The sequence below is a fragment of the Streptomyces sp. NPDC002156 genome, assembly GCF_053593675.1.
The window spans coordinates 42,033-62,958 of the sequence record NZ_JBSFDA010000045.1; the positions used below are offsets into that span (position 1 = coordinate 42,033).

Genomic DNA, 20,926 nt, shown 5'->3' on the forward strand with positions numbered 1-20,926 from the left:
AAGCTTGGCTCCATGCAGCTTTCGGCCTCCCCGTACGAAGAACGCCTCACGGCCCCCCGCTCCTGGTGGCTGATCTCCTTCCTGGTCGGCGTCTCCTTCGCCCTGATCCTGCTCCCGTTCGGCACGCTGCCCCTGCTCGGCGGCCTGGTGGGCGGTACGGCGGCGGCCGCGGTGGCGGCGAGTTCGTACGGCTCGATCCGCATCCGGATCGTGGGCGACGCGTTGATCGCGGGCGAGGCGAAGATCCCGGTGGCGGCCCTGGGCGAGACGGAGATCCTGGACGCGGAGGAGGCCCGCGCCTGGCGCACGTACAAGGCCGACACCCGCGCCTTCATGCTCCTGCGCTCCTACATCCCCACGGCGCTGCGCGTCCAGGTCACGGACCCCGCGGACCCCACCCCGTACCTGTATCTGTCGACGCGGGAGCCCGAGCAGCTGGTGGCGGCGCTGGAATCGGCGCGGGCGGCCGTCGCGCGCGACGCCGGCTGAACCGATCGGCAAATTCTCCTTCGACGGCGGGCAAAGACTTGCCCGCCGCTTCCGTACCCGGGGTGCCCGAGGCCCTGTGGGCCGCTACTTCCCGAGTTCCTTCGGCTCGTTCGCGATGTCCAGTGCGTCGGTGGGCGGCGGCAGCGGGGGCAGTTCGGGGAGCTGGTCCCAGGGGACCTGGAACCTGCGCAGGTCCTTGCGGACGTGGCCTGCGAGCTTTCTGGTGTCGCGCCGGTTCATGACCGCGCCGACGGCCGCGCCCACCATGAACGGGATCAGGTTGGGCAGGTCCCGGACCATCCGCTTCATGATCTGCTGGCGGAGTTCGCGCTTCATCTGGCCCCCGAGGGCCGAGTTGAACGTCGCCGGCTTGGTCACGTCGATGCCGCGCTCGCCCGACCACGAGTTCAGGTACGCGGTACTGCGCTGCTTCAGATTGCCCGGTGGCCGTACGCCGTAGACCTCGTGCAGCTCGGCGATCATCTTCAGCTCGATCGCGGCCACACCGGTGATCTCGGCGGCCAGCTCGGTCGGCATGGCCGGTGGCACCGGCAGCATGGCCGCGGCCCCGATGCCCGCGCCCACGGTCGCCGTCGCGCTCGCGGCGCCCGCGACGAGTTTGTCCGCGATCTCCTCGGGCCCGAGGCCCGGGAACTGTCTGCGGAGGGTGGCGAGGTCGCGTACGGGGATACGCGGGGCGTTCTCGATGATCCGGTCGGTGAGGTACGCCAGGCTCGCCTTCGCCCGGCTGCCGCCCTTGCGGACGCCTTCACTGGCCTTCTGCCGGATCGCGGCCGTCCGTCGCCCGGCGACGGGGACGGAAGGCTCGGCCGGCACCGGGAGGTCATCCCCGTGGTCGGCCGGCCTGTCGGCCGGTTCGAGCGAGGCCGATCCTGTACCGGATGAGCCTCGCTCGTCGTCACGAGCACCGTGAGGGCCGTTCTGCGGCCCCTGGTCCGCTCCCCGCGAAGGGAAGCGGCGCTTCCAAGGAGGGGTCGAGCCAGTCACGGCCGACCCGCCCTCAGTCGCAGTCGCGGCAGATCGGCTGACCGTTCTTCTCGCGGGCCAGCTGGCTGCGGTGGTGCACCAGGAAGCAGGTCATGCAAGTGAACTCGTCCTGCTGCTTGGGCAGCACCCGGACGGCCAACTCTTCGTTCGAGAGGTCCGCTCCGGGCAGTTCGAGGCCTTCTGCTGCCTCGAACTCGTCGACGTCCACGGCGGAAGTCGACTTGTCGTTCCTCCTGGCCTTCAGTTCTTCAAGGCTGTCCGAGTCGACGTCGTCGTCGGTCTTGCGTGGGGTGTCGTAATCCGTTGCCATGTCGCGCTCTCCCCCTCTGGGTGTCTGCGGTGTCTCAGCGCAGGTAACGCGTGAGAGGCCGGACTTGTGCCCGACCTGAGGCGGAGATTTTGCCTCACATCAAGGTCTGTTACTCAATCGACACCCAACCGACCCCCTCAAGTGAGATCGGCATGGATGGCGATGCGGACCGTACACGGTCCGAATACCGCACTTCAAAGGCGCCCCACCGTGTACTTCCCGTGATCAAGACCCCCGAAAACCCGGATTATCCGGGCCTTACGGCAGGTCGCATGATCACGGACAGTAGATGGCCGGAAATTCGCGCCTGTGATCGATCACACACGAGGCCGCCGGGAAGGTGCCCCGGAAATTCCGCGCAAAGCGAACATCCTCGCGTGTCGGCGACATGATCTCAGATAGGAAGGGCGACTCGCATCACGAGACCACCCCCCTCACGCGGCGTGGCCGAGATATGGCCGCCGTGAGCGCGCGCCACAGAGCGCGCGATCGACAGTCCGAGGCCCACACCCTTGTCACTGCCCGTTCGCTCCGTACGCAGCCGCCTGAAGGGCTCGAAGAGGTTGTCCACCTCGTACGCCGGGACCACAGGACCCGTGTTCGAGACGACCAGCACCGCCTGCCCGTGCTGGACCACGGTGTTCACCTCGACCCAGCCGTCCTCCGGCACGTTGTACCGCACCGCGTTCTGTACGAGGTTCAGCGCGATCCGCTCCAGCAGTACGCCGTTGCCCTGGACGACCACGGGATCGCGCTGTCCGCGAAACTCGACCCCCTTGGCCTCGGCCTCGGCATGCGTCTGGTCGACGGCCTGCGAGGCGACCTCGGCCAGGTCGACCGGTTTCCGCTCGACGATCTGGTTGTCGCTGCGGGCCAGCAGCAGCAGCCCCTCGACGAGCTGCTCACTGCGCTCGTTGGTCGCCAGCAGCGTCTTGCCGAGCTGCTGGAGTTCCGGTGGCGCCGCCGGATCGGACAGGTGCACCTCAAGGAGCGTGCGGTTGATCGCCAGCGGCGTTCTCAGCTCGTGCGACGCGTTGCCGACGAACCTCTGCTGGGCCGTGAACGCCCGCTGGAGGCGCTCCAGCATGTCGTCCAGGGTGTCCGCCAGCTCCTTCAGCTCGTCGTCGGGACCGTCCAGCTCGATCCGGCGGGACAGGTCCGAGCCGGCCACCGCGCGGGCGGTACGGGTGATCCGGCCGAGCGGGGTCAGGACCCGGCCGGCCATGGCGTAGCCGAACGCGAAGGCGATCACGGCGAGACCCAGCAGCGTGAGCAGCGAGCGGCTGAGCAGGCTGTCCAGGGCGTGCTGGCGCAGGGTGTCACTGCACGCCTTGAGCGCGGCGTTGCGCTGGTTGTCGGTGGTCGCGCTGTCCAGCACCGGGCAGGTGTCACTGGTGATCCGGGTGACGGTGCCCTCGATCTGGAACGACTGGTTGCTGCCCTCACGGATGGCCTGGGCGGCCAGCAGATAGATGATCGACAGCAGCAGGATGCCGGCGATCAGGAACATGCCGCCGTAGAGCAGCGTCAGGCGTATGCGGATGGTCGGGCGGAGCCATGGCAGCGGCAGCTGCTGGGGCTTCCTCGGGTCCCAGGTGGGCTTCGGTGGCGCCTTCGGGGGAGCGGGTGTCGTGGCCATCGAATCCTCAGATCCGGTAACCGGAGCCCGGCACGGTGACGATCACGGGAGGCTCGCCCAGCTTGCGCCGCAGGGTCATCACGGTCACGCGTACGACGTTGGTGAACGGGTCGGTGTTCTCGTCCCAGGCCTTCTCCAGGAGCTGCTCGGCGGAGACGACCGCGCCCTCGCTGCGCAGCAGCACCTCCAGGACGGCGAACTCCTTCGGCGCGAGCTGGACCTCCTTGCCGTCGCGGAAGACCTCGCGGCGGTTCGGGTCGAGCTTGATCCCGGCGCGCTCCAGGACGGGCGGCAGCGGCAGGCTCGTACGCCGGCCGAGGGCACGCACGCGTGCCGTCAGCTCGCTGAAGGCGAAGGGCTTGGGGAGGTAGTCGTCCGCGCCGATCTCCAGTCCCTCGACCCGGTCGCTGACGTCTCCGGAAGCCGTGAGCATCAACACGCGTGTGGGCATGCCGAGTTCGACGATCTTGCGGCAGACGTCGTCGCCGTGCACCAGCGGGAGGTCACGGTCGAGGACGACCACGTCGTAGTCGTTGACGCCGATGCGCTCCAGGGCCGCCGCACCGTCGTACACGACGTCGACGGCCATGGCCTCCCGGCGCAGTCCGGTGGCCACCGCATCGGCGAGCAGTTGCTCGTCCTCGACGACGAGTACGCGCACGTCGTTTGTCCTTCCTCGGGGTCGCCCGCGGGCCCGGTCGGCACGTTGGCGGAATCTTTTCGTGTGGTCAGGCCTCCATCCTGCCGCTTTCGCCCGTAAACCGGTTGTAAGAGGGCTCAGGACGATCACCGCAGGACACCTTCCCGGCCGCCCCTGGCCGCTTCCGCCGACGGCGGAGGGAAGAATTTTTGGCGGGTTGGGGTTTCCCCGGAACGGAGCGGGGGGAGGACGGCTTTACACCCCGCGATCACGCTCTGCGTGTGCCATGACACCTAGTGGCACAACGGACCGCTTTCCGCAGAGCGGGCGTGGGTGTCCGGCACCGTCGCCGCCCGGCAGGGCAGCGCTGGGCACCCAGTTGGAGACGTGATCGCCCCTTCCGAACGGCACACCCCCGTGCCATCGACCCACGACCCAGGACGAGGGGGCGCAGCATGGACGCATTCACCGCAGGACTTCTGCAGCGCATAAGGGCGACCGAGACCGACCTCACGCGGGCTCGCGACGAGGGCGACGACTTCCTCGTTGAGGTGGAACAGGCCGAACTCGACGACCTGCGCCGCCTCGCCGCCGAACACGGTGTGGAGGTCGGCGCGACGAGCGTCTGACGTGGTGCGTACGCACCACGCGGCACAACAGCGGAACCCCGGCGAATCCAGCGCCGGGGTTCTGCTGTGTCCGGCCCCTGCCTCCCTTCTTGGCTCTCGCCACCACCGAGCCACGGCATGAGCCCACCAAGTGCCACTGTCCCCAGGCCACCGGCCGCGAGAGAGCCGCAGGGGCGCGCCGGTGTCGAGAGTTCGAGCGCGCGGAGGCCCGAAGGGTCGAGCACGGTCGGGCTCTCGACACCGGCTGTAGCGCCCCGGAGGCGAAAGAGCCAAAAAAGGAGGGTCAGTCGTGCCAGGCGCCGAAGGTCTCCAGGTGGTGCTGGAGGGGTTCGAAAACGCCTGGGGTGCCCGCGACCGTCAGATCGCGTGACGGGCGTTCTCCGGGGCGTCCACCGGTCAGGGCGCCCGCCTCCCGGGCGATCAGGTCGCCCGCCGCCACGTCCCAGGCGTTGAGGCCGCGCTCGTAGTAGCCGTCCAGGCGGCCCGCCGCCAGATCGCAGAGGTCCACCGCCGCCGAACCGCCGCGCCGGATGTCGCGCAGCAGCGGGATCAGCTGCCTCGCCACCTCGGCCTGGTGGGCCTTGACCTCGGCGACGTAGTTGAAGCCCGTCGACACCAGGGCCTGGTCCAGGGGCGGGGCCGGGCGGACGGTGAGCCGGCGCTCGCCCTCCCAGGCTCCGGTGGCCCAGGCTCCCCCGCCGAGCACCGCGTGGAACGTCTCGCCGCGCATCGGCGCCGCGACCACGCCGACGATCCGCTCGCCGTCCCGCTCGGCCGCGATGGAGACGGACCAAGTGGGCAGTCCGTACAGGTAGTTGACCGTGCCGTCGAGCGGGTCGATGACCCAGCGGATGCCGCTGCTGCCCTCGCTGGAGGCGCCCTCCTCGCCGAGGAAGCCGTCGTCCGGGCGGTGGTCGGAGATCACGTCGGTGATCAGCTTCTCCGCCGCGATGTCCATCTCCGTGACGACATCGATGGGGCTGGACTTGGTGGCGGCGACCGCGAGGTCGGCCGGCCTGCCGTCCCGCAGCAGCTCTCCCGCGCGGCGGGCGGCCTCCTGGGCGAGCCGGAGCAGTTCGGGCAGCAGGGGGTCGGTCACTGGGTTCCTCACGCGTACGGGCTGTCGGCGCCCGCGGCGGCGGGCCTGGGGGCACGGGACGGGCAGCAGCCCACCGGGCAGAGGTCGCGGGTCGCGCCGAGCGCGCCCAGGGCGCACGGCGTGATGTCCTGGCCGCTCTCGGTGGCGGCGCGCTCCAGGACGAGTTCGCGGACCGCGGCGGCGAAGCGCGGGTCGGCGCCCACGGTCGCGGAGCGGCGCATGGGCAGGCCCAGTTCCGCCGCCTTGTCCTTGGCCTCCGTGTCGAGGTCGTACAGGACCTCCATGTGGTCCGACACGAACCCGATGGGTGCGATCACTACGGCCGGGACGCCGGCGCCGTGCCGCTCCTCCAGGTGGTCGCAGATGTCGGGCTCCAGCCATGGGATGTGCGGGGCACCGGAGCGCGACTGGTAGACGAGCTGCCAGGGATGGTCGACGCCGGTCCGCTCGCGCACGGCGTCCGCGATCAGCCGGGCGGTGTCCAGGTGCTGCTTCACGTACGCCCCGCCGTCCCCGTGGTCCTCGACGGGCCCGGAGGTGTCGGCGGAGGCGGTCGGGATGGAGTGGGTCGAGAAGGCGAGGTGCGCGCCGTCCCTGACGTCCTCGGGGAGGTCGGCCAGGGAGGTGAGCACGCCCTCGATCATGGGTTCCAGGAAGCCCGGGTGGTTGAAGTAGTGCCGCAGCTTGTCGACCCGGGGAAGGTCGAGGCCCTCGGCCTCCAGGGCGGCCAGGGAGTCCGCGAGGTTCTCGCGGTACTGGCGGCAGCCCGAGTACGAGGCGTACGCGCTGGTGGCGAGGACGAGGATGCGGCGTCTGCCGTCCTGGACCATCTCGCGGAGGGTGTCGGTGAGGTACGGGGCCCAGTTGCGGTTGCCCCAGTAGACCGGCAGGTCGAGGCCGTGGTCCGCGAAGTCCTTGCGCAGGGCGTCCAGGAGGGCGCGGTTCTGGTCGTTGATCGGGCTGACCCCGCCGAACAGGAAGTAGTGCTGTCCGACTTCCTTGAGGCGTTCCTTGGGGATGCCCCGCCCGCGCGTCACGTTCTCCAGGAACGGAACCACGTCGTCCGGGCCCTCGGGGCCGCCGAAGGAGAGCAGGAGCAGGGCGTCGTAGGGGGTGGCGTCGAGCGCTTCTCGCATGGTTCCGATCCTGCCACCCCCCTCTGACAGCCGGGATCGTGGCCCGTCCCGACGGGTGCATCAGGGTCACCTGACCCGTAAGCTGTATCGGCTGTCTTCACGCCTTACCCACCCGCCCCTCACGCCTTACCGGTCGACCGGAGTCTCCCCGTGCCCAGCCCCTACCGCGCCCTGTTCGCCGCCCCCGGCTCCGGGCGCTTCACCGCCGCGGGGTTCCTCGGCCGGATGCCGCTGTCGATGATGGGCATCGGCGTGGTCACGATGATCTCCCAGCTCACCGGGCGGTACGGGCTCGCGGGCGCCCTCACGGCGACCATCGCCCTGGCCGCCGCGGTGGCGGGTCCGCAGGTCTCGCGACTGGTCGACCAGTACGGGCAGCGCCGCGTGCTGCGGCCCGCGACCCTCTGCGCCCTGGTGGCCTCGGCCGGGCTGCTGCTCGCCGCGCGCTTCGAGTGGCCGGACTGGGTGCTGTTCGTGTGCGGCGCCGGCATCGGCTGCGTACCGAGCGTCGGCGCGATGACCCGCGCGCGGTGGGCGGCCCTGTACCGGGACACCCCGCAGTTGCACACCGCGTACTCCTTCGAGTCCGTGGTGGACGAGGTCTGCTTCATCTTCGGGCCAATCATCTCCATCGGGCTGTCCACGGTGTGGTTCCCGGAGGCGGGGCCGCTGCTCGCCGCATGCTTCCTGGCGGCCGGTGTCTTCTGGCTGACGGCGCAGCGGGCCACCGAGCCCGAGCCGCATCCGCGCGCGCAGCACAAGGGCGGCTCGGCGCTGCGCTCCCCCGGTCTCCAGGTCCTGGTGGTCACCTTCGCGGCGACCGGGGCGATCTTCGGGGCGGTCGACGTGGTCACCGTCGCCTTCGCCGAGGAACGGGGTCATCAGGGCGCCGCGAGCGTCGTGCTGGCCCTCTACGCGGCGGGCTCCTGCACGGCGGGAGCGGTGTTCGGGCTGCTGCACCTTCCTGGAGCCCCGGAACGCCGGTGGCTGCTGGGCATATGTGCGATGGCCGTGAGTATGATCCCCCTCCTACTGGTCGGAAACTTGCCGTTTCTGGCCGTGGCGCTGTTCGTTGCGGGCCTGTCCATCGCACCCACGATGATCACGACGATGTCCCTCATCGAACAGCACGTACCACGCGCGCAACTGACCGAGGGCATGACCTGGGTGAGCACCGGGCTCGCGGTCGGCGTCGCGCTCGGCTCCTCCGTGTCCGGCTGGGTGATCGACGCCGCCGGTGCGAGCGCCGGGTACGGGGTTCCGGTGGCGTCCGGGGCCGTCGCGGTCGCGGTCGGTTTCCTCGGGTACCGCCGGCTGAGCAGGCCGGCTCCGCGTCGGGGAGGCACCGTTGAGCAGCACAGCGAGCGGCAAGAGCGGCACGTGGCGTAACTGGGCGGGCAACGTCACCGCCCGGCCCGCCCGGGAGGTCACGCCCGCTTCCGTGGAGGAACTGTCGGCGGCGGTGCGGAAGGCAGCCGCGGACGGTCTGAAGGTGAAGGCCGTCGGCACCGGGCACTCCTTCACGGCGACCGCTGCCACCGACGGGGTGTTGATCCGCCCTCAACTGTTGACCGGTATCCGCAATATTGACCGCGAGAACCTGACGGTCACGGTCGAGGCGGGCACTCCGCTCAAGAGACTCAACATGGCTCTGGCCCGCGAGGGTCTGTCGCTCACGAACATGGGCGACATCATGGAGCAGACGGTCTCGGGCGCCACCAGCACCGGCACCCACGGCACCGGCCGCGAGTCGGGCTCGATAGCCGCCCAGATCAAGGGGCTTGAGCTGGTGACGGCGGACGGTTCGGTGCTCACCTGCTCCGAGAAGGAGAATCCGGAGGTCTTCGCGGCGGCCCGGGTCGGCATCGGCGCCCTGGGGATCATCACCGCGATCACCTTCGCCGTGGAGCCGCTCTTCCTGCTCACCGCCCGCGAGGAGCCGATGACCTTCGACAAGGTCACCAGCACCTTCGACGAACTCTGGGCCGAGAACGAGCACTTCGAGTTCTACTGGTTCCCGCACACCGGCAACACCAACACCAAGCGCAACAACCGCAGCGCGGGCCCCGAGAAACCGGTCAGTCGGATCAAGGGCTGGATCGAGGACGAGTTCCTCTCCAACGGCGTCTTCCAGGCGGCCCAGTTGGTCGGCCGCACGGTGCCGGCCACGATCCCGACGATCGCGCAGATCTCCAGCAAGGCGCTGTCCGCGCGGACGTACACGGACATCCCGTACAAGGTCTACACGTCTCCTCGCCGGGTGCGCTTCGTGGAGATGGAGTACGCCGTTCCGCGCGAGGCCCTGGTGGAGACGCTGCGCGAACTCAAGGCGATGGTCGACAAGTCGGACCTGCGGGTCAGCTTCCCCGTGGAGGTGCGTACGGCCCCCGCCGACGACATCGCGCTCTCCACGGCCTCGGGCCGCGACAGCGCCTACGTGGCCGTCCACATGTTCCGGGGGACGCCCTATCAGGCGTACTTCACGGCCGCCGAGCGCATCTTCACGGCGCACGAGGGACGGCCGCACTGGGGCAAGGTGCACACGCGGGACGCCGATTACTTCGCGGGGGTCTACCCCCGTTTCGGGGAGTTCACCGCCCTGCGAGACCGGCTCGACCCCGAACGACTGTTCCAGAACGACTACTTGCGACGGGTTCTCGGCGCGTAGCGAAGCAATTGGTTCCGTTTCCGATGTTTACGTGAACTGCGTTGCGTCCGAGGTCACGGAACCGGTGGGAGATCGGCCAACTCGCACTCCCCTGCTGGAATTGGGTGGCGTGCCAATCCACGCACGTGGCCCAAATGGAGTACTGTTGCGAGCCCTGGGTCCGGTCTCCCGCCTGGGCGTCCGGGGCCTTCCAGGATCGCCAAGAGGGGGCTCGTTGCACAGGGTGACGGAGTTTGTCACTTAGCGTTGCGAATAGATAACCGTGACATAACGGCGATCTCGGGCCCGCGCCCGACACGCCGGGCAACTCGGCAAGGTTGTGGCAGGCTGCACCCGGGCAGGCCACACTCGACTAGCGGAAGCAGCGACGCACGTGACGTCGGCAGGCACCACCCGGGAGGTCCCCATGCCCGAACTGCGTGTCGTGGCCGTCTCTAACGACGGCACACGGCTGGTGCTGAAGGCTGCGGACAGCACGGAGTACACGCTTCCGATCGATGAGCGTCTGCGCGCCGCCGTTCGCGGCGACCGTCCCCGCCTCGGCCAGATCGAGATCGAGGTGGAGAGCCATCTCCGCCCCCGCGACATCCAGGCACGCATACGTGCCGGTGCGTCCGCGGAAGAAGTGGCGCAGCTCGCCGGGATTCCGGTCGACCGTGTGCGTCGCTTCGAGGGCCCCGTGCTGGCCGAACGAGCCTTCATGGCCGAGCGGGCCCGGAAGACTCCGGTCCGCCGGCCCGGTGAGAACGCCGGTCCACAGCTCGGCGAGGCCGTGCAGGAGCGGCTGACGATCCGTGGCGCCGACAAGGACACGGTCCAGTGGGACTCGTGGCGCCGCGACGACGGCACCTGGGAAGTCCTGCTGGTCTATCTGGTCGCCGGTGAACCCCACTCGGCGAGCTGGACGTACGACCCGCCCCGGCGGCTCGTCCAGGCCGTCGACGAGGAGGCCCGCTCGCTGATCGGCGAGTCGGACGACCTCTCGGCGCCCGAGCCCAGCTTCCCGTTCGTACCGCGTATCGCCCGGCTGCCGCGCGACCGCCCGCTGGACCGTCCGGCCCTGCCGGCACCGTCGCCGGAGGCCACAGAGGAGAGCGCGAGCGAGCGCGATTCGCTGACCAGCCTGCTGGAGGCGGTACCGAGCTTCCGTGGCGACATGGTCGTGCCGGAACGACCCTCCTCCACGGAAGCCCCGGAGGAACCGGCACCCGAACCCGAGGTGGAGGAGCCCCCGGCTCCCGCGGCCTCGGCGGGTTCCGCGTACGCGGACGTGCTGATGCCTCGCTCGGTCGGCGCTCACCGTGACCGGCTGGTCGGTGCGACTGACCGCCAGGCGGAGGCGGATGGGGTGCGTCCTGGGCGTAGAGCGGCGGTTCCGAGTTGGGACGAGATCGTGTTCGGTACGCGCCGCAAGAACAAGGAGTAGCGCTCCGCTGGAGGGGCCGCGAGGGGTTGTCGGTTCGCTGCGGCGCCGTCGTGGCTGGTCGCACAGTTCCCCGCGCCCCTGTCGGGGCGCTGCGCGCACCCGACCCGTCACCCGTACGGCCGTGAGGGCCGCGCCCATTGGGCGCGGCCCTCACGGCCGATGCTGCTGAGCTACTGCGGGTCCGGGCCCACCGCCACCGGGCGCGTCGGGTCGCTCGACCACTCCGACCAGGAGCCGGCGTACAGCGCTGCCGGGATGCCCGCGACCGCCAGGGCCAGGACCTCGTGGGCGCCCGAGACGCCTGAGCCGCAGTACACGCCCACCGCGGTGGTGTCCGTTGTGCCCAGGGTCTTGAAGCGGGCCGTCAGTTCGGCCGGGGGCAGGAAGCGGCCGTCGGGGCCCACGTTCTCGTTCGTGGGCGCCGAGACCGCGCCCGGAATGTGTCCGCCGACCCGGTCGATGGGCTCGACCTCGCCCCGGTAGCGCTCCCCCGCGCGCGCATCGAGCAGCAGTCCGGAGCGGGCCAGTGCGGCGGCGCCGTCCGCGTCCAGCAGTTCCACCGCTCCCGGCACCGGCGTGAAGTCGCCCTCGGCGGGCGCGGGTACGTCCGTGTCGAGCGCCCCCTCCCAGGACGGCAACCCGCCGTCAAGGACCCGCACGTCCGGGTGACCTGTCCAGCGCAGCAGCCACCACGCGCGGGCCGCCGCCCAGCCCTGTCCGCCGTCGTACACAACGACCGGGACGCCGGACGAGACACCCGCGCGGCGCATCGCTGTGCCGAACACCTCCGGGTCGGGCAGCGGGTGCCGGCCGCCCGCCCCCGACGCGGAGGCGAGTTCCCGGTCCAGGTCGACGAAGACGGCGCCGGGGAGATGTCCGGCGGCGTACGCGACGCGCCCGTCGAAGGGCGCCGCGCCGGGCATGCTCAGCTGCCAGCGGATGTCGAGCAGGACCGGCGGACGGGAACCAGCCAGCTCGTTCACTAGTTCGGGTGCGGAGATGATGGCGTTCATGGCTCCATCCTTGCGCACGGGGTGGCCGCGGCGGCCAGGTCGGGCTACTCTCCCGCCGGACAGGTTCGATCACCAGGCGTACTGGATCGGGCACATGCTGTACGACCGATGGACACCCTGCGGTAATCGCATGGAAACGGGCGGGAAACGGCGGATCGGGCACCCTCACGACGAGGACGTGCGGGGGTCGGCGCGGCCGGAGCGCGCGGTACCGCGGGTGGTGCGAGCATCGGCACGGGGCGTGCGTGCGCGCGGGATCGCGGCACGGCACGACGGACGTACGGGACGAGGCTCGCCGTACGACGGTATGCGGCAGGTCCGCCGACGCGGCGGACAGCGGAAGTGACACGGCCACCGCGAGGGGTCGAGGAGAGAGTGACGATGACCGAGGCACGGGAGTCGGCCGGCCGGAACAGCGAGGCGCACGACCGGCACGCGCCCGGCACACCCTGCTGGGTGAGTCTGATGGTGCACGGAATGGCGGCGACCCAGGACTTCTACGGGGAGCTGTTCGGCTGGGAGTTCGAACCGGGCCCCCAGCAGCTCGGCTGGTACGTCCGGGCCCGGCTGGACGGTCATGAGGTGGCCGGCATCGGCCAGCTGCCGCCGGACCGCCATCTCCCCATCGCGTGGACGCCGTACCTCGCCTCGGACGACGCGGACCTCACAGCGGAGATGGTCCGCCACTCGGGCGGCACGGTGGGCGTAGGCCCCCTGGACGCGGCCGAGGCGGGCCGGCTGGCGATCGCCTCCGACCCGATGGGAGCGGTGTTCGGCATCTGGCAGGCCGCCGCCCATCTGGGCACGGACATCACCGGCGTCCCCGGCACGCCCGCCTGGAACGAGCTGGTGACCCGTGACTCGTCGAGCGTCGCCAAGTTCTACAAGACCGTCTTCGGCTACGAGGAGGAGCCCGTGGTGTCGGCGAACTTCGACTACGTCACCCTCCACGTCGAGGGCCGACCGGTCGCCGGCATCCACGGCGTGGGCAACTCCCTGCCCCGGGACCGGGGTCCGCACTGGATGACGTACTTCGAGGTCTCCGACGCGGACGCGGCGGCCACACAGCTGGTGGACCTGGGCGGCCATGTCGTCAAGCCTCCGCACGACAGCGCACACGGGCGCGTGGCGACGGTGACGGACCCGGAGGGGGCGTTGTTCTCGCTGATCCAGAGGTGATCCGGAAGGGCCCACGGTGATCCGGAGGGGCCCGCTGACGGCCCTCTCTGGGCGGGCCCCTGCGCCGTGGGCCCTACGCCGGCCGCAGGACGCTGTGGATCGCCGCCTCGCCGGCCGCGAAGATCGAGTCCTCGCGCACCGTCGCGCCGGGACTCGGTGCGTGCATCATCGTGCCGTCGCCGACGCAGATGCCGACGTGACCGACGTGGCCCATGTCGCCGTGGAAGAAGACGAGGTCGCCGGGCCGGATGTCGGCGAGGTGGATCGCCATGCCGGCGCTCGCCTGCTCGTGCACCGCACGCGGGAGCGCGACCCCAGCGGCCTTCCAGGCGGCCTGGATGAGACCGGAGTTGTCGTAGGACCCCGGTCCCACCGCGCCCCAGACGCACGGCCTGCCGATCTGCGCACGGGCGAAGGCGACCGCCTTCGCGGCCTTCGCACCGGGCTCCAGACCGAACGCGATGCCGTTGCCGATACTCCCTCCGGCCACGGCACCCAGGAACGGGTCGGTGCCGAAGTAGGTTCCCGTGCCGTAGGACGTCTGTGCGACGTACGAGGTCTGCGCGACGTGGGGCGCCTGTGCGACGTAGGGCGCCTCCGCGACGGGGAACGGGGCGGCGGCGGGGAACGGGTCCGCCACCGGGAACGGGTCCGCGACCAGGGGGAGTTCGGTGACGAGGGCGTAGTTCCCGTCGCGGAGCGTGCCCGCGTAGAGGGGTGTGCCTTCGAGGGACGCGTCCGTGCCCGGACCTGCCGACTGGGGCAGTTGCGGCATCTCGGCCGGGAGCGGCGCGGTGCTCGTGGCGGGCGACGGGAACCAGCTGGGCTCGGCGGGCAGCGCGGTCAGGCCCCCCGGGGCTTCCTGACGCGGTGAAGGCACGGCCGACAGCGCGTTCATGGGCGCGGCGGGCAGTTCGGCGACCGGCGCGGGCGGCAGTTCGGCCCTGGGTACGGGCGACAGTTCGCGCGCGGATCCCGAGGGCAACGCGGGCATGGGTGCGGCGGTCAGCTCCGGCACGGCGCGGGCGGCCGGTTCGGCGGGAGGGCTCGCGGGACGAGCGGGGCGGGACTCGGCAGGGCGGGCCGGCCTCCTGTCGGGCGGCAGTACGGCCGGCAGGGTCGGGCCCAGTTTGGCGCGCGCCGCGTCGAACCACGGTCGGGTGACCTCGTCGAGGGCTGGGTCCGAGCGCCTGCGCGCGGTGTCGGGCGTCGGGTTGACGCGCCTGCGCATGCCGACCTTCATCGCGCGGGTGGCGTTGAAGGTCCCGGAGGCGCTTTCGGCCTGGTCGTAGAGGCTGTTGATCCGCTGCTGGACCTCCTCACGGCTCGGCCCATCATTACGGGATCGTTCCGGCGCCATGCGGGACGAGCTCCTTCCGTGTTCCACCCCCGAGTCAACTGTCTGCTTCGAACAGCGACTTGGGAAGAAGTCGTACGGAGGTCAACTTAGCCAACTTGTGCGGTTCAAGTGAAGGTTGAAGCGCGAAATGTCCGATACGTAATTGTGACCTTCGTCGTATCGGGGGTGGCTCGGGGTTCAGGCGGAACGTTCGGGGAAGGCGCGACGGGCCGAGAAGCGGCAGGTGACCGGGCGCCGGAACCGACGGACCGGAGCGGCCTGTTGGAGCGGCGACGATCAGGCAGAGCCGACCGGCAGGACGTCCGGGGAGAGCGCGCCGGCATGCGCGGAGGCGCTCGTCATACGGCGACGGTGGTGGCGTCGGCACAACACCTCGTAGCCGACCTCCGCGGCGAGGCTGCTCACATCGCCGACCACGACCTGCTCGCCCTCCACCACCATCTCGCCGTTCACGGTGCGGGCGTTGTGCGTGGCCCGCGCGCCGCACCAGCACATCGCCTCGACCTGGAGCGTCTCTATCCGGTCTGCCAGCTCGATCAGCCGTCGCGAGCCCGGGAAGAGCTTCGTGCGGAAGTCGGTGGTGATGCCGAAGGCGTAGACGTCGAGGCGCAGATCGTCGACCACGCGCGCGAGTTGGTCGATCTGGTCCGGCGCCAGGAACTGCGCCTCGTCCACGATCAGGTAGTCGACTCGGCCGCCCTGTGACACCCGGTCCACGACATAGCCGTACAGATCCATCCCCAGGAACGCCTCGACCGCGTCGGTCACCAGACCGAGCCGCGAGGAGAGCTTGCCCTCCCCCGCGCGGTCGTCCCGGGTGAAGATCAGGCCCTGCAGTCCCCTCGCCGACCTGTTGTGCGCGATCTGCAGCGCCAGGGTCGACTTCCCGCAGTCCATCGTCCCGGAGAAGAACACCAGCTCGGACATGGGAGGTTGAGCACCTTTCGGCGAGGGACACGGAGGAGTGGCAGGCGGGTCGGGAAGGGGGAAGCGTCAGGAGCGTACTTGGAGCAGCGGGACGAGCTGTTCCGCGGGGGTCATCGAGCCGTGGTTGCCGACCATCGCGGACTCCCTCGGCTCCCGCTCGGAGGCGACGATCAGGACGTCGTCCCGCGCCGCCGCGACCACGTCGCCGATCCGGGCGTACACCCGTTCGTCGACCGTCGGTCCGAACCAGCCCGCCGCTATGGCCTCGTCCCGCGAGGCCACCCAGAACTGCTCGCCGAGCACCTCGCGCCAGCAGGTCAGTACGTCGGCCTGGGCACCCGGCACCGCGTACACGTGCCGCGCCCGGCCCTCGCCGCCCAACAGGGCGACACCGGCGCGCAGTTCCCAGTCCTCGTCGAAGTCGATGCGGTGCTGCTCGTCGAACGGGATGTCGATCATGCCGTGGTCGGCGGTGACGTACAGGGCGGCGCGCGGCGGGAGTTGTTCCGCCAGCCGCTGGACGAGCCGGTCGACGTACATGAGCTGGCCGCGCCAGGCGTCCGAGTCGACGCCGAAGCGGTGGCCCTTGCCGTCCACCTCGGCGTAGTACGTGTAGACCAACGAGCGGTCACCGGCGGCCAGTTGCTCGGCCGCCAGGTCCATGCGGTCCTCCCCGGACAGCTTCCCGCGGAACGTTCCGCCACTGAGCGCGATCTTGGTCAGCGGGGTGTTCTCGAAGGTCGGCGAGGAGACCTGGACCGTGTGCACACCGGCCTGGTGCGCCAGCTGGAACACCGTGGGGTGCGGCTGCCACGCGCGCGGTTCCGTCCACGGCTGCCAGCGCAGCTGGTTCATCAACTCGCCGGTGGCCGGGTTGCGGACGGTGTAGCCGGGCAGGCCGTGCGCGCCCGGCGGCAGCCCGGTACCGACGGAGGCCAGGGAGGTCGCGGTGGTCGCCGGGTAGCCGGTGGTGATCGGGCGGCCCGTGTCACCGCGGGAGCTGCTTATGAGGGAGCTCATGAAGGGGGCCTCGTCCGGGTGGGCGAGGAGTTGCTCCCAGCCCAGTCCGTCGATCAGGAACACGCAGTTCCGGTCGGCGGGCGCCAGCTCCGGAATGGCCGGGGACATGCCCGGTACGTCCATGCCGGCGGCCAGGGTGGGCAGCAGGTCGGCGAGCGAGCCCGTGCCGTAGTGCGGGACGGGGGCGGAGGAGACTGCGAGTGGTTCCGGGTGGTCCCAGGTGGTGGGCTGGGACATCAGCGGGCGACGTCCGCGGTCGCCTCGGAGAGGGCCTGCGCGAAGACGAGGGCCTGGCGCACCGTCTCGGGGCCGTCGCCGGCCTCGCTGACGCGCAGGCTGAGGTCGTCCGCCGTGGAACTGCCCGTGTAGCCGTGGTCGGCCTCGCAGTTGGGGTCGCCGCAGGCGGCCGGCTCCAGGTCGATACGGGCGACGGCGCCCCAGCCGATGGTCAGGACGACCTCACGGGGCAGCGTGCCCGGCGTGTACGACTCCGGGTTGGCGACAACCCTGCTGAGCACGACGGACGAGATCCGGCCGAGCTTCACGGACTCCGTGGACGTGGTGGCGTACGGCGTCGGGGACGTGGTGTCCGCGGCCTGCTCGTCGGTGTGGCTGACGATGAAACGGTTGCCCGTGAGGACGAGCACGGTCACGTGCCGACGCACCTCGTTCGCGTCGAACGTCGTCTCCTGGTGGACCAGGTACGACCGGATGGAGTCGCCGCCGATCGCGGCCTCCACCGCCTCGGCCACGAGGGCCGGGTAGTAGCCGCTGCGCTCGATCGCCGCTCGCAGCCCCTGGGTCGTCGTACTGGTCTTGGCCATGTGCCCATCCTACGGGGGCCCACTGACTGCGAGGCACCGCTCAGTACACAGGAAGTGTCCTGGGACCCAGGTCGTCACGGACGGGCGGCGGCGCCAGCCGCACCGACGCCCCGAGCACGCTCAGCCCGTGCTGCGCGACGACCACCGGCTCCAGGGACACGGCGATCACCTCGGGGTGGTCGTCGACGAGCCGCGACACCCTGAGCAGCAGTTCTTCCAGCGCCCCGGTGTCGACCGGCGCCGAGCCGCGCCAGCCGAAGAGGAGCGGCGCCGTCCGGATCGACCGGATCAGTGAGGACGCGTCGCGGTCGGTGACCGGTATCAGCCGGTGCGCGGTGTCCCCGAGCAGCTGCGAGGCGGGTCCGGCGAGCCCGAAGGAGAGCACCGCGCCGGCCGCCGGGTCGATGACCGCCCGTACGACGGTGTCGACTCCCCGCGACGCCATCCCCTGCACGACGGGCCGCACCTCGTGCGGATTCCCGAAGAGGCCGGTCAACTCGGCGTACGCCCGCCGCAGTTGCTCCTCGTCCGCGAGATCCAGGCGTACGCCGCCCAGGTCCGCGCGGTGGCGCAGGTGCGGGGCGGTGGCCTTGAGGGCGACGGGGTAACCGATGGTCCGCGCGGCGGCCACGGCGTCGTCGGCGCTCAGCGCGGGCAGGGCCCTGCGCACCGGGATGCCGTACGTCCCGAGCAGCTCGCACGTCTCGTCCGTACCGAGCGTGAGCCCCTGCCCACGCGCGAGGAGCCCACTGATCAGCTCGGCGGCCCCCTTCTCGTCGATGTCCTCGTACCCGGGCACCTTGCCGGGCTCGGCGACCTCCCGCCGCCACTGCCCGTACTTGACGGCTTCGGCGAGGGCGCGTACGGCGCGCTCGGCGGCGGGGTAGGCGGGGATGAGACGGGAGGGGGAGTTGGGGGTGGGCACCTCCGGTGTCACACCTGCGGCGGGCGGCACCGTTCCCGCTACCGCGGTGGGCAGACGTTCCGCAGGGCGATGGGGGTCCCCCCGCTCGAGCGAAGCCGAGAGTGGGGGAGGGTGGGCACCGCCAGCAGCGCCGGGTGCAGCTGAACCTGCCTGTGGTGCAGTACTGGCCGCAGCCGACAGCGCCTCCGCAAGCCCCCCGAGTTCCACATGCACGACCAGTACCGGCTTCCCAGGGACTTCCTCCGCAGCCGACCGAAGCGCCTCGGCCAACGCCGCATCCCCGGGATACCCCTCCCCCACCGTAGGGATCGCGGTCACCACCACCGCATCGCACCCCTCGTCCGCCAACGCCTCCGAGAGCGCCCGGCGGAAGTCCTCGGGCGACGCCCCCGTCGTCAGGTCCAGCGGGGCCGACGGCCGCAGATCCTCAGAGAGACACGCGTCATACGTCAGCAGGCCCAGCGACTCCGAGTTCCCCAGGATCGCCACCCGCGGCCCGGCGGGCAGTGGCTGCCGGGCCAGCAGCAGCCCCGCGTCGACCAGTTCGGTGATCGTGTCCACGCGGATCACCCCGGCCTGCCGCAGCAACGCGGACACCGTCGCGTGCGGCAGCCGTGTGGCCCGTACCGCATGCCCCTGTGGAGCGGCACCGCCGTGCCGCGCCCCCTGGACGACCACCAGCGGCTTCGCCGCCGCCGTGCGCCGCGCGAGGCGGGTGAACTTGCGCGGGTTGCCGATGGATTCGAGGTACATGAGGACGACGTCGGTGTCCGGGTCGTCGTACCAGTACTGGAGTACGTCGTTGCCGGACACGTCGGCCCGGTTGCCGGAGGAGACGAACGTCGACACGCCCGTGACCCCGGTGACGCCTCCCCCGCGCCGGTGCAGCCGGGAGAGGAGGGCGATCCCGATGGCGCCGGACTGCGCGAACAGGCCGATCCTGCCGGGCCTCGGCATCTCGGGGGCGAGGGACGCGTTCAGCCGGACGTCCTCGGCGGTGTTGATGACGCCGAAGGCGTTGGGGCCGATGATGCGCATCCCGTACGTGCGCGCGTGCCGTACGAGTTCGCGCTGCCGCTCCCGCCCTTCGGGGCCGCTCTCGGCGTACCCGGCGGAGACCACGACGAGCCCCTGCACTCCGTGCTCTCCGCACTCGGCGACGACATCGGGGACGTACGCGGCCGGGACTGCGACGACCGCGAGGTCGACGGAACCCTCGATCTCCTGCACCGACCGGTGGGCCGGCACCCCGTCGATGTCCTTCTGCTCCTCCGGGAAGGCACTGTTGACCGCGTACAGGTCACCGGTGAAACCGGCGTCCCTGATGTGGTCGAGAACGCTGCGGCCGACGCCGCCGGGGGCGCGGCCGACACCGATGACGGCCACCGCGCCCGGGACGAGCAGCCGCCGTACGGAGCGTGCCTCGGCCCGCTGCTCCCGCGCCCGCTGGACGGCGAGGGAGCGGTCGGTGGGCTCCAGGTCGAACTCCAGGCGGACGACGCCGTCCTCGAAGCTGCGCTTCTGGGTGTACCCGGCGTCGGTGAACACCTTGATCATCTTGTTGTTGGCCGGCAGCACCTCGGCGGCGAAGCGGCGGATGTCGCGCTCGCGTGCGACGGCCCCGATGTGTTCGAGGAGGGCGGAGGCGACGCCCCGGCCCTGGTGGGCGTCCTGCACCAGGAAGGCGACCTCGGCCTCGTGGGCGGGACCGGACGCGGGCAGGCCGTCGGCATCAATGCGGTCATAGCGTACGGTGGCGATGAACTCGCCGCCGACCGTGGCCGCGAGCCCCACCCGGTCCACGAAGTCGTGGTGGGTGAAGCGGTGGACGTCCTTTGCGGACAGGCGCGGATAGGGCGCGAAGAAGCGGTAGTACTTCGACTCGTCCGAAACCTGCTCGTAGAAGCTGACCAGCCGGTCGGCGTCGTCCGCGGTGATGGGCCGGATGCGGGCGGTGCCGCCGTCGCGCAGCACGACGTCCGCCTCCCAGTGGGCGGGGTACTCGTGCCGGTCCGACGAGTTCTGCATGCGCCCCAGAGTACGGCTCGCGTACGACAACGTCGCGAGGCAGTCTGTGGGGACCGAAGTCGGGCCCAGGCCGGGGTCCGAACGCGGTTCCGGGACAGGTTTCCACCTGCCTCCCGGAACGCTTCACGCTATGGAACAATGGTCTAGACAACCCTGAGACAGTGAAGGGCAGCATCACATGGCTGAGCGCCGCGTCAACGTCGGCTGGGCGGAGGGCCTCCACGCCCGCCCCGCCTCCATCTTCGTCCGTGCGGCCACGGCCGCCGGCGTCCCCATGACGATCGCCAAGGCCGACGGCAACCCCGTCAACGCGGCCTCCATGCTGGCGGTCCTCGGCCTGGGTGCCCAGGGCGGCGAGGAGATCGTCCTCGCCTCCGAGGCGGAGGGCGCCGACGTGGCGCTCGACCGTCTGGCGAAGCTGGTGGCCGAGGGACTCGAGGAACTTCCCGAGACGGTCTGAGAAATTGAGGGCGGCGACAGCCGTCACCTCAAAGGCACCACCCGCACACGCGAAGATCATCGCCCCGGCGAACGCGGGCGCGGCCAGATGCGAAACGCTCCGGCTCCGGGTCGTCGCGCCGGGGTGCGCCGCGCGCAGGGTGCGGT

General features: G+C 70.9%; 19 protein-coding genes. 7 read left to right on the top strand and 12 right to left on the bottom strand.

From position 1 onward, the window contains the following. The first annotated feature begins 12 nt into the window (after window positions 1-12). A complete protein-coding gene (locus ACWCRB_RS20020; protein WP_450997317.1) occupies window positions 13-489 on the top strand; it encodes a DUF3093 domain-containing protein in 477 nt (158 codons plus the stop codon). Between the two features lie 84 nt (window positions 490-573). On the opposite strand, the gene ACWCRB_RS20025 is transcribed toward ACWCRB_RS20020, so the two are convergent. The 4 genes from ACWCRB_RS20025 to ACWCRB_RS20040 form a co-directional block, all read right to left on the bottom strand. Next, entirely contained in the window at window positions 574-1,497 is a 924-nt protein-coding gene (locus ACWCRB_RS20025; protein ID WP_450997318.1) for a hypothetical protein, read from the bottom strand. A 13-nt stretch (window positions 1,498-1,510) separates the two neighbouring features. After that, window positions 1,511-1,807: a DUF4193 domain-containing protein gene (locus ACWCRB_RS20030; protein ID WP_235474357.1), complete on the bottom strand. Its 297-nt coding sequence runs from the start codon at window positions 1,805-1,807 to the stop codon at window positions 1,511-1,513. Window positions 1,808-2,201: 394 nt separating this feature from the next. Further along, window positions 2,202-3,446 (bottom strand): sensor histidine kinase, encoded by a 1,245-nt coding sequence (locus ACWCRB_RS20035; RefSeq protein WP_450997319.1) that lies wholly within the window; start codon window positions 3,444-3,446, stop codon window positions 2,202-2,204. 7 nt (window positions 3,447-3,453) lie between these two features. Further along, window positions 3,454-4,107 carry a response regulator transcription factor gene (locus ACWCRB_RS20040; RefSeq protein WP_006380516.1) on the bottom strand — a complete coding sequence of 218 codons (654 nt, stop codon included), beginning with the start codon at window positions 4,105-4,107 and terminating at the stop codon, window positions 3,454-3,456. A gap of 434 nt (window positions 4,108-4,541) precedes the next feature. Between ACWCRB_RS20040 and ACWCRB_RS20045 the strand changes: the two genes are divergently transcribed. Further along, on the top strand, window positions 4,542-4,715 hold the full coding sequence (locus ACWCRB_RS20045; protein WP_167467697.1) for a hypothetical protein: 174 nt from the start codon (window positions 4,542-4,544) through the stop codon (window positions 4,713-4,715). Between the two features lie 283 nt (window positions 4,716-4,998). Here the strand turns inward: ACWCRB_RS20045 and ACWCRB_RS20050 are convergent, their stop codons facing one another. After that, window positions 4,999-5,814 carry an inositol monophosphatase family protein gene (locus ACWCRB_RS20050; protein WP_450997320.1) on the bottom strand — a complete coding sequence of 272 codons (816 nt, stop codon included), beginning with the start codon at window positions 5,812-5,814 and terminating at the stop codon, window positions 4,999-5,001. 8 nt (window positions 5,815-5,822) lie between these two features. Continuing rightward, window positions 5,823-6,950, bottom strand: coding sequence for a ferrochelatase (locus ACWCRB_RS20055; RefSeq protein WP_450997321.1), 1,128 nt, complete (start codon window positions 6,948-6,950; stop codon window positions 5,823-5,825). A gap of 150 nt (window positions 6,951-7,100) precedes the next feature. On the opposite strand from ACWCRB_RS20055, the gene ACWCRB_RS20060 reads away from it, so the two are divergent. The 3 genes from ACWCRB_RS20060 to sepH all read left to right on the top strand — a co-directional run bounded on the left by ACWCRB_RS20060 (window position 7,101) and on the right by sepH (window position 11,044). Continuing rightward, window positions 7,101-8,339, top strand: coding sequence for an MFS transporter (locus ACWCRB_RS20060; RefSeq protein WP_450997322.1), 1,239 nt, complete (start codon window positions 7,101-7,103; stop codon window positions 8,337-8,339). Then, complete coding sequence (locus tag ACWCRB_RS20065) at window positions 8,299-9,618, top strand: D-arabinono-1,4-lactone oxidase (RefSeq protein ID WP_450997323.1); 1,320 nt, start codon at window positions 8,299-8,301, stop codon at window positions 9,616-9,618. Before ACWCRB_RS20060 ends, ACWCRB_RS20065 begins: the two co-directional genes overlap by 41 nt. A 406-nt stretch (window positions 9,619-10,024) precedes the next feature. Then, on the top strand, window positions 10,025-11,044 hold the full coding sequence (gene sepH / locus ACWCRB_RS20070; RefSeq protein WP_369029360.1) for a septation protein SepH: 1,020 nt from the start codon (window positions 10,025-10,027) through the stop codon (window positions 11,042-11,044). Window positions 11,045-11,214: 170 nt separating this feature from the next. Here the strand turns inward: sepH and ACWCRB_RS20075 are convergent, their stop codons facing one another. Next, window positions 11,215-12,057 carry a sulfurtransferase gene (locus ACWCRB_RS20075; RefSeq protein WP_450997324.1) on the bottom strand — a complete coding sequence of 281 codons (843 nt, stop codon included), beginning with the start codon at window positions 12,055-12,057 and terminating at the stop codon, window positions 11,215-11,217. A gap of 381 nt (window positions 12,058-12,438) precedes the next feature. Here ACWCRB_RS20075 and ACWCRB_RS20080 point away from each other — a divergent pair, with 381 nt between their 5' ends. Further along, the gene (locus ACWCRB_RS20080; protein ID WP_450997325.1) at window positions 12,439-13,236 is read left to right on the top strand and encodes a VOC family protein; all 798 of its coding nucleotides are present in this window, start codon (window positions 12,439-12,441) and stop codon (window positions 13,234-13,236) included. A gap of 73 nt (window positions 13,237-13,309) precedes the next feature. Here ACWCRB_RS20080 and ACWCRB_RS20085 read toward each other — a convergent pair whose 3' ends face one another. The 5 genes from ACWCRB_RS20085 to ACWCRB_RS20105 all read right to left on the bottom strand — a co-directional run bounded on the left by ACWCRB_RS20085 (window position 13,310) and on the right by ACWCRB_RS20105 (window position 20,320). Continuing rightward, on the bottom strand, window positions 13,310-14,596 hold the full coding sequence (locus tag ACWCRB_RS20085) for a C40 family peptidase (RefSeq protein ID WP_450997326.1): 1,287 nt from the start codon (window positions 14,594-14,596) through the stop codon (window positions 13,310-13,312). Between the two features lie 276 nt (window positions 14,597-14,872). Beyond that, a complete protein-coding gene (locus tag ACWCRB_RS20090) occupies window positions 14,873-15,523 on the bottom strand; it encodes a thymidine kinase (RefSeq protein ID WP_450997327.1) in 651 nt (216 codons plus the stop codon). Between the two features lie 66 nt (window positions 15,524-15,589). Beyond that, a complete protein-coding gene (locus ACWCRB_RS20095; protein WP_450997328.1) occupies window positions 15,590-16,780 on the bottom strand; it encodes an alkaline phosphatase family protein in 1,191 nt (396 codons plus the stop codon). Beyond that, complete coding sequence (locus tag ACWCRB_RS20100) at window positions 16,780-17,367, bottom strand: DUF5998 family protein (RefSeq protein ID WP_389356130.1); 588 nt, start codon at window positions 17,365-17,367, stop codon at window positions 16,780-16,782. Before ACWCRB_RS20100 ends, ACWCRB_RS20095 begins: the two co-directional genes overlap by 1 nt. A 40-nt stretch (window positions 17,368-17,407) precedes the next feature. Continuing rightward, window positions 17,408-20,320, bottom strand: coding sequence for a bifunctional acetate--CoA ligase family protein/GNAT family N-acetyltransferase (locus tag ACWCRB_RS20105; RefSeq protein ID WP_450997329.1), 2,913 nt, complete (start codon window positions 20,318-20,320; stop codon window positions 17,408-17,410). Between the two features lie 178 nt (window positions 20,321-20,498). Between ACWCRB_RS20105 and ACWCRB_RS20110 the strand changes: the two genes are divergently transcribed. Further along, window positions 20,499-20,780 (top strand): HPr family phosphocarrier protein, encoded by a 282-nt coding sequence (locus ACWCRB_RS20110; protein ID WP_450997330.1) that lies wholly within the window; start codon window positions 20,499-20,501, stop codon window positions 20,778-20,780. Window positions 20,781-20,926 lie beyond the last annotated feature (146 nt).

Excerpts from the sequence above, each read along its gene's own strand:
- ACWCRB_RS20030 (WP_235474357.1), bottom strand. The coding sequence starts at position 1,807 with ATGGCAACGGATTACGACACCCCACGCAAGACCGACGACGACGTCGAC.
- ACWCRB_RS20100 (WP_389356130.1), bottom strand. The coding sequence starts at position 17,367 with ATGGCCAAGACCAGTACGACGACCCAGGGGCTGCGAGCGGCGATCGAG.
- ACWCRB_RS20020 (WP_450997317.1), top strand. The coding sequence starts at position 13 with ATGCAGCTTTCGGCCTCCCCGTACGAAGAACGCCTCACGGCCCCCCGC.
- ACWCRB_RS20075 (WP_450997324.1), bottom strand. The coding sequence starts at position 12,057 with ATGAACGCCATCATCTCCGCACCCGAACTAGTGAACGAGCTGGCTGGT.
- ACWCRB_RS20080 (WP_450997325.1), top strand. The coding sequence starts at position 12,439 with ATGACCGAGGCACGGGAGTCGGCCGGCCGGAACAGCGAGGCGCACGAC.
- sepH (WP_369029360.1), top strand. The coding sequence starts at position 10,025 with ATGCCCGAACTGCGTGTCGTGGCCGTCTCTAACGACGGCACACGGCTG.
- ACWCRB_RS20095 (WP_450997328.1), bottom strand. The coding sequence starts at position 16,780 with ATGTCCCAGCCCACCACCTGGGACCACCCGGAACCACTCGCAGTCTCC.
- ACWCRB_RS20055 (WP_450997321.1), bottom strand. The coding sequence starts at position 6,950 with ATGCGAGAAGCGCTCGACGCCACCCCCTACGACGCCCTGCTCCTGCTC.
- ACWCRB_RS20090 (WP_450997327.1), bottom strand. The coding sequence starts at position 15,523 with ATGTCCGAGCTGGTGTTCTTCTCCGGGACGATGGACTGCGGGAAGTCG.
- ACWCRB_RS20085 (WP_450997326.1), bottom strand. The coding sequence starts at position 14,596 with ATGGCGCCGGAACGATCCCGTAATGATGGGCCGAGCCGTGAGGAGGTC.
- ACWCRB_RS20110 (WP_450997330.1), top strand. The coding sequence starts at position 20,499 with ATGGCTGAGCGCCGCGTCAACGTCGGCTGGGCGGAGGGCCTCCACGCC.
- ACWCRB_RS20035 (WP_450997319.1), bottom strand. The coding sequence starts at position 3,446 with ATGGCCACGACACCCGCTCCCCCGAAGGCGCCACCGAAGCCCACCTGG.
- ACWCRB_RS20105 (WP_450997329.1), bottom strand. The coding sequence starts at position 20,320 with ATGCAGAACTCGTCGGACCGGCACGAGTACCCCGCCCACTGGGAGGCG.
- ACWCRB_RS20045 (WP_167467697.1), top strand. The coding sequence starts at position 4,542 with ATGGACGCATTCACCGCAGGACTTCTGCAGCGCATAAGGGCGACCGAG.